The sequence below is a fragment of the Burkholderia sp. 3C genome (genome assembly GCF_054589155.1).
Map to the genome: position 1 here is coordinate 15,697 of NZ_BAAILN010000158.1, position 13,260 is coordinate 28,956.

The 13,260-nt window shown below is 70.0% G+C and carries 13 protein-coding genes; 3 read left to right on the forward strand and 10 right to left on the reverse strand.

The genetic code is table 11. The features are described 5' to 3' along the window. Positions 1–398 precede the first annotated feature (398 nt). Together ACYP33_RS34000 and ACYP33_RS34005 are read left to right on the forward strand one after the other, a co-directional pair. The gene (locus ACYP33_RS34000; RefSeq protein ID WP_459625499.1) at positions 399–2,186 is read left to right on the forward strand and encodes a nitrite/sulfite reductase; all 1,788 of its coding nucleotides are present in this window, start codon (positions 399–401) and stop codon (positions 2,184–2,186) included. Further along, entirely contained in the window at positions 2,183–2,575 is a 393-nt protein-coding gene (locus ACYP33_RS34005; protein WP_414448447.1) for a DUF934 domain-containing protein, read from the forward strand. The genes ACYP33_RS34000 and ACYP33_RS34005 overlap by 4 nt, the downstream gene beginning before the upstream one ends. Here the strand turns inward: ACYP33_RS34005 and scpA are convergent. Genes scpA through ACYP33_RS34055 form a run of 10 tightly spaced genes read right to left on the reverse strand, consistent with a single transcriptional unit; the run spans position 2,556 to position 12,689 of the window. Then, positions 2,556–4,805 carry a methylmalonyl-CoA mutase gene (gene scpA, locus ACYP33_RS34010; protein WP_459625500.1) on the reverse strand — a complete coding sequence of 750 codons (2,250 nt, stop codon included), beginning with the start codon at positions 4,803–4,805 and terminating at the stop codon, positions 2,556–2,558. The genes ACYP33_RS34005 and scpA overlap by 20 nt on opposite strands. Next, positions 4,805–5,641 carry a Pnap_2097 family protein gene (locus ACYP33_RS34015; RefSeq protein ID WP_459625501.1) on the reverse strand — a complete coding sequence of 279 codons (837 nt, stop codon included), beginning with the start codon at positions 5,639–5,641 and terminating at the stop codon, positions 4,805–4,807. The genes scpA and ACYP33_RS34015 overlap by 1 nt, the downstream gene beginning before the upstream one ends. A gap of 17 nt (positions 5,642–5,658) precedes the next feature. Beyond that, positions 5,659–6,963, reverse strand: a complete 1,305-nt coding sequence (locus ACYP33_RS34020; protein WP_459625502.1) for an MSMEG_0569 family flavin-dependent oxidoreductase — start codon at positions 6,961–6,963, stop codon at positions 5,659–5,661. Between the two features lie 55 nt (positions 6,964–7,018). Beyond that, on the reverse strand, positions 7,019–7,303 hold the full coding sequence (locus tag ACYP33_RS34025; RefSeq protein WP_414440938.1) for an MSMEG_0570 family nitrogen starvation response protein: 285 nt from the start codon (positions 7,301–7,303) through the stop codon (positions 7,019–7,021). Between the two features lie 2 nt (positions 7,304–7,305). Further along, complete coding sequence (locus tag ACYP33_RS34030) at positions 7,306–8,538, reverse strand: MSMEG_0565 family glycosyltransferase (RefSeq protein WP_459625503.1); 1,233 nt, start codon at positions 8,536–8,538, stop codon at positions 7,306–7,308. Beyond that, positions 8,535–9,521, reverse strand: coding sequence for a sll0787 family AIR synthase-like protein (locus ACYP33_RS34035; RefSeq protein ID WP_459625504.1), 987 nt, complete (start codon positions 9,519–9,521; stop codon positions 8,535–8,537). The genes ACYP33_RS34030 and ACYP33_RS34035 overlap by 4 nt, the downstream gene beginning before the upstream one ends. Then, positions 9,518–10,078, reverse strand: a complete 561-nt coding sequence (locus ACYP33_RS34040) for an MSMEG_0567/Sll0786 family nitrogen starvation N-acetyltransferase (protein ID WP_459625505.1) — start codon at positions 10,076–10,078, stop codon at positions 9,518–9,520. The genes ACYP33_RS34035 and ACYP33_RS34040 overlap by 4 nt, the downstream gene beginning before the upstream one ends. A 2-nt stretch (positions 10,079–10,080) precedes the next feature. Next, entirely contained in the window at positions 10,081–11,193 is a 1,113-nt protein-coding gene (locus ACYP33_RS34045) for an MSMEG_0568 family radical SAM protein (protein ID WP_459625506.1), read from the reverse strand. After that, complete coding sequence (locus tag ACYP33_RS34050; RefSeq protein WP_459625507.1) at positions 11,144–12,187, reverse strand: Nit6803 family nitrilase; 1,044 nt, start codon at positions 12,185–12,187, stop codon at positions 11,144–11,146. Before ACYP33_RS34050 ends, ACYP33_RS34045 begins: the two co-directional genes overlap by 50 nt. Positions 12,188–12,206: 19 nt before the next feature. Continuing rightward, entirely contained in the window at positions 12,207–12,689 is a 483-nt protein-coding gene (locus ACYP33_RS34055) for an MSMEG_0572/Sll0783 family nitrogen starvation response protein (protein WP_414448456.1), read from the reverse strand. A gap of 378 nt (positions 12,690–13,067) precedes the next feature. Between ACYP33_RS34055 and ACYP33_RS34060 the strand changes: the two genes are divergently transcribed. Further along, the coding region (locus ACYP33_RS34060; RefSeq protein WP_459625508.1) for a GntR family transcriptional regulator at positions 13,068–13,260 on the forward strand (193 nt) is incomplete at its 3' end.

The following is a 13,260-nucleotide window of genomic DNA, read 5'->3' on the forward strand; positions in this document are numbered from 1 at the left end:
TGAGGATTCCGACACGAATGCATCGGCGCAGCGCGCCAGATGCATTCGTTTCGTGAAATAAGGGCTCCGGCACGAGCGTAGCGTGTCGGAGCGGTTGCCTGCCGCGCCACAGGCATGCGGCCGCAAGCTCTGCGGGTTTAGGGGTGATGACCCAGGCACTCGCGCAGTAATCCCGGCACGGCAAAAAGACGAAGGGGTAAGACAACGCCGTGCACTGCGAAGCATGGTCGCCTGCCGGCGGCCGCGCGTATAGCAGCAGGCAGCGGAAAAACAGGCGCAGCAGATCGGCCGCCGCACTGCTGCGCTGTTTTTCACACGATCTGCTTCTTGTCGCCCCCGGGCCGCCGCCGTAAGTTCGTCGCTTCCCGGCGCGCGCGCCGAGCCTTCTCCTGTGCCCCATGTATCGATATACCGACTTCGACCGCGCCTTCGTGCGCAGTCGCGCCGCGCAATTCCGCGACCAACTCGAACGCTGGCAGGACGGCCGGCTCGGCGAGGACGCGTTCCGCCCGCTGCGGCTCCAGAACGGCTGGTACGTGCAACGCCATGCGCCGATGCTGCGCGTGGCGGTGCCATACGGCGAACTGTCGAGCGCGCAGTTGCGCGTGCTGGCCCGCATCGCGCGCGACTACGACGTGCCCGAGCCCGAGGTGTACCGCCAGGCGCTCGACGCGCAGCGCGCGCTCGGCACGGTGCGCCTGCCCACCCGCCACGCGCACTTCACGACGCGCACCAATGTTCAGTTCAACTGGATTCCGCTCGACCGCGCGGCCGACGTGATGGACCTGCTCGCCACCGTCGACATGCACGGCATCCAGACCAGCGGCAACTGCATCCGCAACATCTCGTGCGACGAACGCGCGGGCGTGGCGCCCGACGAGATCGCCGATCCGCGCCCGTTCGCCGAAATCATGCGCCAATGGACCACGCTGCACCCCGAGTTCGCGTTCCTGCCGCGCAAGTTCAAGATCGCGATCAGCGGCGCGGCCGAGGATCGCGCGGCCACCGACTGGCATGACGTGGGGCTGCGCCTGCTGCACGACGCGAACGGCGAACTGGGCTTTCGCGTCACGGCCGGCGGCGGGATGGGCCGCACGCCGCTGATCGGCACGCTGATGCGCGCGTTCGTGCCGTGGCGCGACATCATGAATTACATCGAGGCGATCGTGCGCGTGTACAACCAGTACGGCCGTCGCGACAACAAGTACAAGGCGCGCATCAAGATTCTCGTGAAGGCGGAAGGGCAGCGCTTCATCGACGACGTGGATGCCGAATTCGCGCAGATCGTCGGCCACGACGGCGGCCCGCACACCATCCCCGACGCCGAACTCGCGCGCGTGCAAGCCTGCTTCGTGACGCCCGAGGCCGTTTCGCGCCGCGCACCCGATGCGGCCGCCGCCGAGCGGCTGGCCGCGGCGGCCGCGCGCACGCCGGCGCTGGCCGGCTGGCTCGCGCGCAACGTCGCGCCGCATCGCGACCCGGCGTTGCGGATCGTCACGCTGTCGTTCAAGCGCACGCTGCAGGCGCCGGGCGATGCGTCGGCCGATCAGCTCGAACGCGTCGCCACGCTGGTCGATCGCTATTCGGCCGGCGAGGCACGCGTCACGCACGCGCAGAACGTGGTGCTGCCATGGGTGCATGCCGACGACCTGCTCTCGCTGTGGGAAGCCGCACGCGCCGAAGGGCTGGCGAGCGCGAACGTGCATCTGCTGACCGACATGATCGCGTGCCCCGGCGGCGATTTCTGCGCGCTGGCCAACGCGCGCTCGCTGCCGATCGCCGACGCCATCGCCGAGCGCTACCAGGATCTCGACGAACTGGAAGACCTCGGCGAGATCGACCTGCATATCAGCGGCTGCATCAACTCGTGCGGCCACCACCATAGCGGCCATATCGGCATCCTCGGCGTCGACAAGGACGGGCGCGAGTGGTATCAGGTCACGCTCGGCGGCGCGGACGGCTCCGCGCGCGGCGGCGAGGCACGCGCGGGCAAGGTGATCGGCCCGTCGTTCTCGGCGCGCGAGGTGCCGGACGCGATCGATGCCGTGCTCGCCACCTATCTGGCGCTGCGCGCGCCGTGCGGCGAGCGGCACGAACGCTTCATCGAGACGGTGGGCCGGGTGGGCATCGAACCGTTCAAGGCGGCCGCACAAGCCGCGCGCATCGTCGAGGAGAACCCGGCATGAGCGCCACCGAACGCATCCGCCTGTTGAGCGCCGAGGCGCACGCGGCCGAAGCCGCGCAGGCCGAGGGCACCGTGCTCGCGCTGGCCAACGACGCCGACGTGAGCGAGCATGCCGAGGCGATCGCCCGCGCGGCGCGTGTCGAACTGCACTTCCCGGCGTTCACCGACGGCCGCGCCTACAGCCAGGCGTATCTGGTGCGGCGGCGGCTCGGCTTTCGCGGCGACCTGCGCGCCACCGGCGAGGTGCTCGCCGACCAGTTGCAGATGATGGAGCGCACCGGCTTTTCTAGCGCGGTGCTGGCCGAGGGCGTCGCGCCCGACGATGCGCAGCGCCAGCTCGATCGCTTCCCGGCGTTCTATCAGGCCGACCTCAGGCAGCCCGCGGACTGAGTGCGGCGCAGGCGTTGCGGTCGTTGCGGTCGTTGCGGTCGTTGCGGTCGTCGCGGTCGTCGCGGTCGTCGCGGTCGTTGCGGTCGCCGCTGTCAGCACGGTCAGCGCGGCCGTCGCGATCAGCGGCCGAGCGTTCGACGATCGCCGCGAGCCGCATCACGAGCGCATCCATCGACGTTCCCGGCCCGAACACGGCGCGTACGCCGGCAGCCGTCAAACGGCTCGCGTGTGCATCGGGCACGATGCCGCCCACCACCACCGGCACGTCGATCGCACGCGCGGCCAGCGCATCGAGCAGCGCCGGCACCGTGTCGAGATGCGCGCCGGACAGCGTCGACACGCCAACCAAATCGACCGGGCCATCCACCGCCTGCTCGGTAACGCGCTCGGCCAGCAACGCCGCCGAAGCGAACAGCGGCGAACGCACCACCACGAACCCGGCATCGGCCAACGCCGACGCGATCGCGTTGAGGCCACGGTCGTGGCCGTCCTGCCCGAGCTTCGCGAGCACCACCACGGGCGGCCGCCCGAGCCGCGCCACGAGCGCCTCGACACGCGTGCGCGCAGCCTGCCATGCGGCGTCGCCATCGCGCGCGTCGGCATAGGCGCGCAGCGGTTCATCGTCGGGCAACGCATAGCGCGGCCACACACGTTCGAGCGCGGCCGTGCATTCGCCCACCGTGGCGCGCGCCCGCATGCAATCGATCGCGAGCGCCAGCAGGTTGCCCGAGCCCGGCCCGCCGCGCGCGGCTTCGCCGAGCGCCTGCAGCGTGGCGGCAACCCGCGCCGGATCGCGCCGCGCTCGCGTGCGTTCGAGCCGCGCGCGCTGCATCGCACGCACATGGCGGCCGTCGATCTCGCGACAGCCCGGCGGCGGCCCGGCATCATCGGCCACGAAGCGGTTCACGCCGACCACCGTCTGCGCGCCGGTATCGATGCGCGCCTGCACGGCCTCGGCGCCCGCACGTATGCGCCGCCGCACCCAGCCCGATTCGATCGCCGCCAGCATGCCGCCCTGCGCATCGATCTCGCCGAGAATCTCCCGCACGCGCGTGGCAATGCCCGCCGTCAGCGATTCCATCAGATACGAGCCGGCCCACGGATCAGCCGTATCGCACAGCCCCATCTCGTGTTGCAGGATCTGCTGCGTGTTGCGGGCGAGCCGCGCCGCGCCCGTCGACGGCAGCGCCAGCGCCTCGTCGTACGCATTGGTGTGCAGCGATTGCGTGCCGCCGAACACGGCCGCCATCGCCTCCACGGTCACGCGCACGATGTTGTTGTCGGGCTCGCGCGCCGTCAGCGACCAGCCCGAAGTCTGGCAATGCGTGCGCAGCGCGCGGGCGCGCGGCGAGCGCGCACCGCAGGCGGCCGCCAGTTCGGCCCACAGCAGGCGCGCGGCGCGCAGCTTGGCGATCTCCGTATAGAAATCGGTGCCCACGCCGAAGAAGAAACTGAGCCGCGCGCACACCGCGTCGACATCCAGCCCGGCCGCCACGAGCCGCTCGACGTAGGTGCGCGCGTTGGCGAGCGTCAGCGCCAGTTCGAGCACCGGTTCCGCGCCCGCCTCCTGGAAGTGATAGCCCGAGACCGACAGCGCGTTGAAGCGCGGCACATGTTCGGCCAGATGCGCCACCACGTCGGCCACGATCCGCATCGACGGCTCGGGCGCGTGGATCCACGTATGGCGCACCAGGTATTCCTTGAGGATGTCGTTCTGGATCGTGCCGGTCAGTTGGGCGGCCGGCACGCCGCGCTCGTCGGCGGCCACGATGAACGCGGCCAGCACCGGCAGCACCGCGCCGTTCATCGTCATCGACACCGAGATGCGGTCGAGCGGGATGCCGTCGAACAGGCGCAGCATGTCGTCGGCGCTGTCGATCGCCACGCCGGCCAGCCCGACGTCGGCCGCCGCCTCGGGGTGATCGGAATCGTAGCCGCGCTGGGTCGGCAGATCGAACGCGACCGACAACCCGTCGGCCTGCCCGGCCACCGCCGCACGAAACGCGAGGTTGGTTTCCGCCGCGTCGGCATGGCCGGTGTACTGACGAATCGTCCAGGGCCGCGCGGTGTACATGCCAGGATGCGGGCCGCGCACGAACGGCAGTTCGCCGGGCTCGGCGCTGCCGTCGAGATGCGCGAGGCCATCGAGATCGGCCCGCGTGTAGACCGGCTTCAACGGCACGTCGCGCACGCGCGGGGCGGGCCGGGCCTTCGAATCGTCGTCGTTCATCAGGTATCCCAACGTTTTTCGGTGATCACGTCGGCGATTTTCATGCCGTCGGCGCCGCGCACGATTTCGCTCCAGTGGCGCAGCCGCGCCGCGTCGAGCCGTTCGATGCGTGCGCGCACCGTCAGCGTGTCGCCCACGTCGAGGTTGCCGTGGAAATGCAGCGAGCGCGACACCAGCGCGGGCGGCTTCGCGAAGCGGTGCCGCTGCCATTCGGCACGATCGACGAAGGCCTGGAAGCTCGCGAAATAGAGCAGATCCGCGCCGTTGAAATCGTTGTTCGGGCACGGCAGGAAATCGGTGCAGGCGAGCGGCTCGAAGGTGCCCTGTGCGTCGCGCGCCCAGGCCGGCAAGGCATCCATGTCGCCATCGCGCAGGCCGCGCCCGCGAGCGGTCAGTTCGGCCAGCGCTTCGGGCACTTCGGCGGTGGCACCCGCCAGCCCGCCAATGCGCGCCCGCGCCACCGAACGGTTGTGGGCCGCCTCACGCGTGACGAAGGTGGACAGCATCCGCACCGAGCCGAGCACCGCGCCGTCGCGCACGATGCGCTGCTCGCTCGCGTGGCGCACGGCTCCCACGCGGCTCAGGTCGAGATGGATCTCGAACCGGTCGTGCTCGTCGATCGCGCCCGGCGGCGGCAGGTTCACGCCCACCGCCACGAACGCGGCATAGGCGGGCCGCCCGCGCTCGTCGGTGAAATCGGGCGTGTCGCGCCCTGCATGCGCGGCCAGCGCCTCCCAATGACGGTGACCGCATTCCTTGAGCAGCCAGTTCTCGGCCAAACCGGTCAGGCCCAGTTGCGGCATGCCGGCCCGGTAGCGATGAAGGGTCGTCTGCATCGTGTCGCGCCCGTGCTTCAGGCCGCCGCGTCTTCGGCCAGCAGCGTGGTGGCGTCGGCGGTCGTGCGAATCCGCTCGACCAGGTACTCGGCGTCGCGCGCCACGCCCGAGAAGCGCCCCGAGCCCCAGGTATGCAGCCACGGCAGGCCGACGAAATACAGCCCCGGCGCACCGGTCACGCCGCGCTCGTGGGCCGGATAACCGCGCCCGTTGAACACCGGCACGTCGATCCAGCTGAAATCGGGCGTGAAGCCGATGCACCAGACGATCGACGTGATGCCGCTGTCGGCCAGCGCGAGCGTGGCGCGCTCGGCCGACGGGCGCCACACCGGCGCGTAGCGCTGGCCCGGCGGCGCAGCGATGCCCTGCTTCGCGATGAACGCGTCGATGCTGGCGTTGATGCCGTTGTAGGTGTCGTCGGCGCTGTCGAGGCAGGCGCCCAGATCGGTGGCGAAGCGCAGCACGCCGTCGCGGCAATCGTCGAGGCGGCCGTACAGTTCCATGCCTTCGGCGGCGAAGCGGCGCAGATCGATATCGCGCCCGCCGTCGCGGCCGGTCACATAGTGATTGGTGTTGTCGCGCACGCCCTCGCGCAGCGGATGCTGCCCGACCGGCATTTCGTAATAGCGCATGTCGGCCAGCCAATCCACCACGTCGCGGCCGCGATAGAAGCGCGCGCAGCGCGGCGCGTCGCCCACCGCCAGCGTCACGCGCCGGCCGGCCAGATGCAGGTCCTCGGCGATCTGCGCGCCCGATTGCCCCGAGCCCACCACCAGCACGCCGCCTTCGGGCAGCGCGGCCGCGTTGCGATAGTCGGACGACTGGATTTGCGCGATGCCGGCCGGCAGCCGCTCGGCCATGCGCGGCACGATCGGCGTGTGATAGCCGCCCGAGGCCACCACCACCTGATCGGCCGTAAACGTGCCACGCGAGGTGACCACGCAGTAGCGGCCATCCGCGCCGCGCGTCACGCGTTGCACGGCCGTGTGTTCGAGCACCGGCGCATCGACGGCGGCGATGAAGCCATCGAGATATTCGATGATCTGATCCTTGGTCATGAAGCCGTGCGGATCGTCGCCGCGATACGGATGGCCCGGCAGCGCGCATTGCCAGTTCGGCGTGACCAGGCAGAACGCGTCCCAGCGTTGGCGGCGCCAGGTGTGCGTGACGGTTTCCTTCTCGAACACGAGATGCGCGATGCCGGCCGCCTTCAGGTAATGACTGACGGAGAGACCAGCCTGCCCGCCGCCGACGACGAGCACGGGATAGTGCGGGATCTCGCCCGAGGGCGAGGCGGACAGAGCAGCGGAAGCGTTCGACATGATGGGACTCCTGAAGATGGACGGGCGCGGGATACCGGCGGGCAAGCCGGCGCGGTCATTCGAGCGCGAGTACGGTGACGGCGGCGTCGGGCGCGGCGCCGAAGCGTTCGGCCAGCGTCTCGATGCGCGCGAGTTCGTCCATCGCGGCCGAGCAGGCGAAGCCGAACTTGGCGCGCACGCGCTCGGACGCGATGCCGAGCGATTCGCGCGAGCGCGTCACGAAATCGTCGAGCGCGTAGCGCTGCCCCGGCGTGAAGTAATCGGCCACCACGGTGGACGGCGAATAGCAGCGGGTTTCGCTGTCGTCGGGCCAGCGGACCCGGAAGTGCATGACGGGCATGATCAGGATTCCTGTTCGGTAACAAGGGGAACGGCGGCGGCGCGCTCGTTCAGCCATTGACGGTAGATCGCCGCGTGCGCGGCGGCGCTCGCGGCCCAACTGAAGCGCGCGAGCAGCGCCGGCACCGCCGCGTGGAAATCGGGCGCGCGGCGGCCGTCGAGCGCGTCGTGCAGCGCCTGCTCGATCGAATCGATCGAGCCGGGGTCGGCCCACACCGCCGTGCGCGCGTCGAGATGCTCCGTGAACGGCGCGATGCGCGACACGGCCACCGGCTTGCCGCAGGCCAACGCTTCGAGCACCACCAGCCCGAAGCCCTCGCGCAGCGACACCATCGACACCGCATCGGCCGCATGCAGCAGCGCGACGATCGCGGCATCGTCGAGCGGGCCGGTCACCACCACCGCGCCGCCCACGCCAACCGGCAGACCCAGTTCGGCCGCTCGGGCGAGAAAATCGCGCGTATAGGCATCGTGGTCGAGCAAGCTCGCGCCGCCAGCGATCACGAGTTGCGCGTGCGGCTTCGCGCGCCGCAATTGCGCGAACGCGTCGAGCAATGCGCGCGTGTTCTTGCGCGCCTCGATGCCGCCGATCGCGAGCACCGTCGCGCCGTTCGCCAGCAGTCCGAAGCGTTGCCGAACCGCGTCGATCGCGGCGGCCGGTGCCTGTGAAAAACGTTCGATGTCCACGCCGTTGGCCACCTGTTGCGCGGCCACGCCATGCTCGTCGCGCATGCGCGCCGTCCAGTCGGCGCTCACGCACAGCACGCGGTCGGCATCGCGCCACGCGCGGCGCTGCCACGCATCGAGGCGCGGATGCGCGAACGTGTCGAGGTGATGCACAGTGCGCACGAAACCGGCGATCGCGCCCTCGGCCTTCCAGTCGGCCAGCGCGTTGCCGCTAATGCTGTCCTGCGCGTGGAGCACGTCGAAGCGGGCCAGCGCGGCGCGATCGAAGGCCCGCCGGATCGCGGCGATCCGCGTCTCGACCATGCCGACCGTATCGAACGGCGTGGCCCCGGTGCGCGCCAGCACGACGCGGTAGCCGTCCATCTCGAAGCGGTCGTGCTCGCTGCCGCCGTCGCGAAACAGCCGCTCGCCGGGGCCGGCCGGCGCGACCACCGTCACGTCGTGCCCGGCCCGGCCGAGCGCGCGCGCCAGCTCCAGCGTATGCACCACCCCGCCGCGCGGGTTGACCGAGTGCGTGAACAGCGCGATGCGCAACGGTGCGGCGTTCATCGCGCGGCTCCCGGCGCTGCACCGATGAACGGCGTCTCGCGCAAATCCCACAAGCGCGCGGCCTCGCCGGCTTCGGTCAGCACCACCTCGCGCGTCGCATCCACCGTGCCGATCGCCGCGCAGGCCAGCCCGCGCGCGGCGAAGCGCGCGATCACGGCATCGGCTTGCGCCTCGCGCACCGACATCAGGAATCCGAAGCTCGGGAACGCGCCGAGCCAGCGGTCGAAATCCACGCCATCGGGGCGCGGGATCGCATCGAGATCGATGCGCGCGCCCACCTGCGACGCTTCCAGCAGCATCAGCGCGGTGCCGATCGCGCCGGCCATGCTGATGTCCTTGGCCGCATCGCACAGGCCGTCCTCGGCCAGCATGGGCAACAGTTCGAGATCGTCGCGCAGCCGCTGCGGCGGCGCGCCAACCGATGCATTCCAGAACGGGTACGGATCTTCGAAGCGGCCACGCAGGTCCACCGCCATCAGCAGCCGGTCGCCCGGCTGCGCCGCGAAGCTCGACAGCAGCCGGCGCGCGCGCCCGAGGATCGCCACGGCCAGTTGCGCGCCATCGGCCCGCGCGTTGCTGTGGCCGCCGACGATCGGCACGCCGTAGGCGGCCGAGGCCGCCGCCATGCCGTCGAGCACGGCGCGCGCGGCGTCGAGGCCCTCGCTCCACAGCGCGTCGACCACGGCGATCGGCCGGCCGCCCATCGCGTAGATGTCGCTGATATTGACCATCACGCCGCTGTAGCCAGCGAACCACGGCATCGCCTCGACGAAATCGGCCACCAGGCCCTCGATCGCGAACAGCAGGTAGCCGTCGCCGTCGGCGATCGCCGCGCAGTCGTCGCCCACCGCCACCGCCTGCGCCAGATCCGCCGCGCCGTTCGGCAACGCGCGCGCGAGCGCGCCCACCACGCCGGCGATATCCGTCTTGTGCGCGAAGCCGCGGCTTGCGCGCAGCGTCGCGATACGTTCGGCGAGGCTCATCGTCCCCCTCCTGCCGGCAACACGAAACCGGTGTACGGCGTGGTGCACGGCGGATAGTGCGCGAGATCGGCCAGCATCCGATGATGCAGGCGGCCGTGCAGCATCTCCTCGCCGAGCGATTCCCAATGCAGGCGGCGAAACAGCGGCACGTTCTGCGCCTGCACATGAGCATGGAATTCGCGGCAGCCGAGCGCATGCGCGCTGCGCACCGCGAGCAGGATCAGCGTGGAGCCGATCCTGCCGTGCGTGCGGAACGCCGCATGCACCGCGAGCCGCGAGCCGAGCCACACGCCCGGCGCGGTTTCGTGAATTCGCACCGTGCCCACCACCTGATCGGGCAGCCCCGCGCAACCGCTGACGGCCACCAGCGGTTGCGCGTGCGTGTCGATCTCGTCGCGGTCGTCGCCGACGAACACGCCCTGCTCGACGCAAAACACAGCGCGCCGCAACCGGTAGGCCTCCTGAACTTCCCACGGCAGCGCGGCCCACTTGATCCGGAATTCGGCGGGCCGGTAGGCGAGCGCCGCGCCGCTGTCCCACATCGCTTCGCAGTCCATGATCAGGCCTCGTAGGTGGACAGCGACGAGCACGCGCCGCACTTGCCGCAACCGGCCTTGATGTCGGTCGAGCGCAGGCCCGCGTCGCGCAGCATCGCGCCGAGCGGCGCGAGCACCGAACGCATGAACTCGGGCGTGGGCGCCGGATGGCTTTCGAGCGGCGTGCCGCTGATCGGCACGAACGGCACCACGAACGGATAGACGCCGCGCGCCACCAGATCGGCCGACATCGCGAGAATTGCCTCGGGCGTGTCGCCCAGCCCGGCGAGGATGTAGGTGCTGACCTGCCCGCGCCCGAACACCGCCACCGCCGCGTCGAACGCGTCCAGATAGCGCGCGATCGGCACGCTGGCCTTGCCCGGCATGATGCGCTCGCGCACGGCGGGCGTGACCGCCTCCAGGTGCATGCCGAGCGTGTCGATGCCGCTCGCCTTCATGCGCGCGAACCAGGCGTCGTCGTCGGGCGGCTCGCATTGGCCCTGGATCGGCAGATCGACCGCCGCCTTGATCGCGAACGCGCTGTCGCACAGCAGGCTCGCGCCGCGATCGCTGGTGGCCGGCGTGCCGGTGGTCAGCACCATGTGCTTGACGCCGTCGAGCAGCACCGCCGCGCGCGCCACCTCGGCCAGTTGCTCGGGGGTCTTGCGCGCGATGGTGCGGCCCGCCGCGAGCGACTGGCCGATCGAGCAGAACTGGCACATCTTGCGGCGGCTTTCGTAGCGGATGCAGGTTTGCAGCACCGTGGTGGCGAGCACGTCCGCGCCGTGCAGCGTGGCGATCTGCGAATACGGCACGCCGTCGAGCGTCTGCAACGCGTAGAAGCGCGGGTTGGCCGGAAAGCGGATCTCGGCGATCGGGATCGCGCCGCGCGTCAGCGTGCTCGCGCCGAGCGCGTCGGGCGCGCCGGCCACGAACGGCGAATCCCACGCGGTGCTGGTATGCACCGGCACCATCACGGTCACGCCGTCCACCGTGACGGCCTTGTGGTCGGACGGCCCCGCGCCGCCACGGCGGCTTGCGGCGCCGGCCTTCGGATCGACGAGCCGCAGCCCGACCGACTGCAGCTCAGTGATCAGTTGCCGGCTCTGTGCCGACGGCTTCGCGATGGCGTTCATCGATCGCTCCTTCGAAAGCGGGGAAAGGGGATGCAGCGGGGGATGCCACGGCGCCGCCCGGCGCCATCGGCGTGACCGGCATGGCGGGCCGGTCGTTGATCGCGAGACTGAGCAATTCGGGGCGCGCGTAGTGGCCCACCGAATCCATCATTCGCTTGCGCTTGGTGATCAGCGACATGTCGAGATCGGCGACCACCAGGCCCTCGCCCTCGCGCAGCGGCGTGGCCAGATGCTGCCCCTCGGGCGAGACGATCGCCGTGTGGCAGCCGCCGCGCAGCGCCTTCTGCAATTGCGGGTCGGGCGTGATCGAATGAATCTGCGCGTCGGTCAGCCAACCGGTTGCGTTCACAACGAAACAGCCCGATTCGAGCGCGTGATGGCGGATCGTCACGTCCATCTGCTCGGCGAAGATCGGGCCGACCAGCGAGCCCGGAAACTGCGCGCAATGGATTTCCTCGTGCTGCGTCATCAGCGCATAGCGCGCGAGCGGGTTGTAGTGCTCCCAGCAGGCCAGCGCGCCCACCCGGCCGATGGCCGTATGCGCCACCTTCAAGCCCGCCGCGTCGCCCTGCCCCCAGATCATCCGCTCGTGATAGGTCGGCGTGAGCTTGCGGCGCTTGAGGAGCAGTTGCCCGTCGGCGTCGAACACGAGCTGGGTGTTGTAGAGGCTGCCGTGATCGCGCTCGTTGACGCCGAGCACCACCACCATGCGGTGCAGCCGCGCCCGCTCCGCCACCGCCTGCGTGACCGGCCCCGGCACCACCACCGCGTCCTCGTAGAGCCGCATGTGATCGGCGCCCGCCGCCACCGGCGGACGGACGAACGAGAAGTACGGGTAGTACGGCACGAAGGTTTCCGGGAACACGATCAATTGCACGCCCTCGCGGGCCGCCTCGTCGATCGTGCTGCAAACCTTCTCGAGCGTCCCGGCGGCGCGCTCCAGATCGGGCGCGATCTGGGCGGCGGCGGCGCGAACGATGCGCTTGTGGCTCATGGAAAACTCCGCGCGGCCGTCAGACGGTCCAGGTGTGGATGATCAGTGCGTCTTCCTTGCGATGCAGCAGCTGGATGTCGAGCACGTCGAGCGGATTGATCGGGCGAATGCCTTCGATCAGCGAGGCCTCTCCGTGGCCGTACAGCGCCTGCAGCGCGAAGCGGCACGCGTACACCTTGCCGCCTTCCTCCATGAACTTCACGAGTTGCTTGTTGAAGTTCAAGTGGCCGGGGAACGCTTCGTCGCCGAGCGTCGGGAAGCCGCGTTGCAGGCCGAGCGTCACGCCGGGGCCGTACAGCAGCACCGAGGTTTCGAAGCCCTTGCGTTGCAGGCGCGTGGCCTGCAGCAGGTTCACGAAACCGATCGAGCCCTCGAACGCCACGGTATGGAACGTGACGAGCGCCTTCTCGCCCGGCTCCGCCTTGACGTCCTCGAATACCTTTTCTTCGTAGTCGACCAGTACGTCGCCCTTCTGGTGCTGCGGATGATTGACGGCAGGCATCGTGTTCTCCAAGTGTCTGTGAATGATCGGAAACGCCGGGCCAGGGTTGCCCGGACGCCTTCCATTACGCATGGGACATGCCGTGCCGGCGCACGGCGATGCGATCACTGTCCAATCATCGAGAACGCTGCACTTCGAAACGGTGGCTCATCCGCCGTGCCAGGCGGGCCGGCGGCACCCTGGAAACGCGCCGCGCCAGCGCATCGCGCACCGCGCTGGCGCAGCGCCATGCGCGCCGGCTGTGCGCGCATGCATCAAAACGATACGTGGCGCGATCAATGCAATCGCTTTTCGATTCGGTATCCGATCGATTTTTTTTCGCGTGGATTCGCGTGTTAACGTGAATTGGTGAATTGCATCGACGCCTGGAAACCCCACATGGATCACTCACTCGCTCACTGGTCGAAGCGGCTCGCCGAGAGTCGCAAGCCGGCCTACCTGCTGATTCCCGACCTGATCGAGGAGGATGTGGCGGTGGGGCGGCTCAAGCCGCGCGACCGCATGCCGGGCCTGCGCGAGCTGGCCGACGCGCTGCAACTGAACTACACCACGGTGGCGCGCGCCTACGCCG

What these genes read in the sequence shown, in the direction of transcription:
- ACYP33_RS34050 (WP_459625507.1), bottom strand. Translation starts at nt 12,187, where the DNA reads ATGAGCCACAAGCGCATCGTTCGCGCCGCCGCCGCCCAGATCGCGCCC.
- ACYP33_RS34030 (WP_459625503.1), bottom strand. Translation starts at nt 8,538, where the DNA reads ATGAACGCCGCACCGTTGCGCATCGCGCTGTTCACGCACTCGGTCAAC.
- ACYP33_RS34040 (WP_459625505.1), bottom strand. Translation starts at nt 10,078, where the DNA reads ATGGACTGCGAAGCGATGTGGGACAGCGGCGCGGCGCTCGCCTACCGG.
- ACYP33_RS34005 (WP_414448447.1), top strand. Translation starts at nt 2,183, where the DNA reads ATGAGCGCCACCGAACGCATCCGCCTGTTGAGCGCCGAGGCGCACGCG.
- ACYP33_RS34045 (WP_459625506.1), bottom strand. Translation starts at nt 11,193, where the DNA reads ATGAACGCCATCGCGAAGCCGTCGGCACAGAGCCGGCAACTGATCACT.
- ACYP33_RS34055 (WP_414448456.1), bottom strand. Translation starts at nt 12,689, where the DNA reads ATGCCTGCCGTCAATCATCCGCAGCACCAGAAGGGCGACGTACTGGTC.
- ACYP33_RS34000 (WP_459625499.1), top strand. Translation starts at nt 399, where the DNA reads ATGTATCGATATACCGACTTCGACCGCGCCTTCGTGCGCAGTCGCGCC.
- ACYP33_RS34035 (WP_459625504.1), bottom strand. Translation starts at nt 9,521, where the DNA reads ATGAGCCTCGCCGAACGTATCGCGACGCTGCGCGCAAGCCGCGGCTTC.
- ACYP33_RS34015 (WP_459625501.1), bottom strand. Translation starts at nt 5,641, where the DNA reads ATGCAGACGACCCTTCATCGCTACCGGGCCGGCATGCCGCAACTGGGC.
- scpA (WP_459625500.1), bottom strand. Translation starts at nt 4,805, where the DNA reads ATGAACGACGACGATTCGAAGGCCCGGCCCGCCCCGCGCGTGCGCGAC.
- ACYP33_RS34025 (WP_414440938.1), bottom strand. Translation starts at nt 7,303, where the DNA reads ATGCCCGTCATGCACTTCCGGGTCCGCTGGCCCGACGACAGCGAAACC.
- ACYP33_RS34020 (WP_459625502.1), bottom strand. Translation starts at nt 6,963, where the DNA reads ATGTCGAACGCTTCCGCTGCTCTGTCCGCCTCGCCCTCGGGCGAGATC.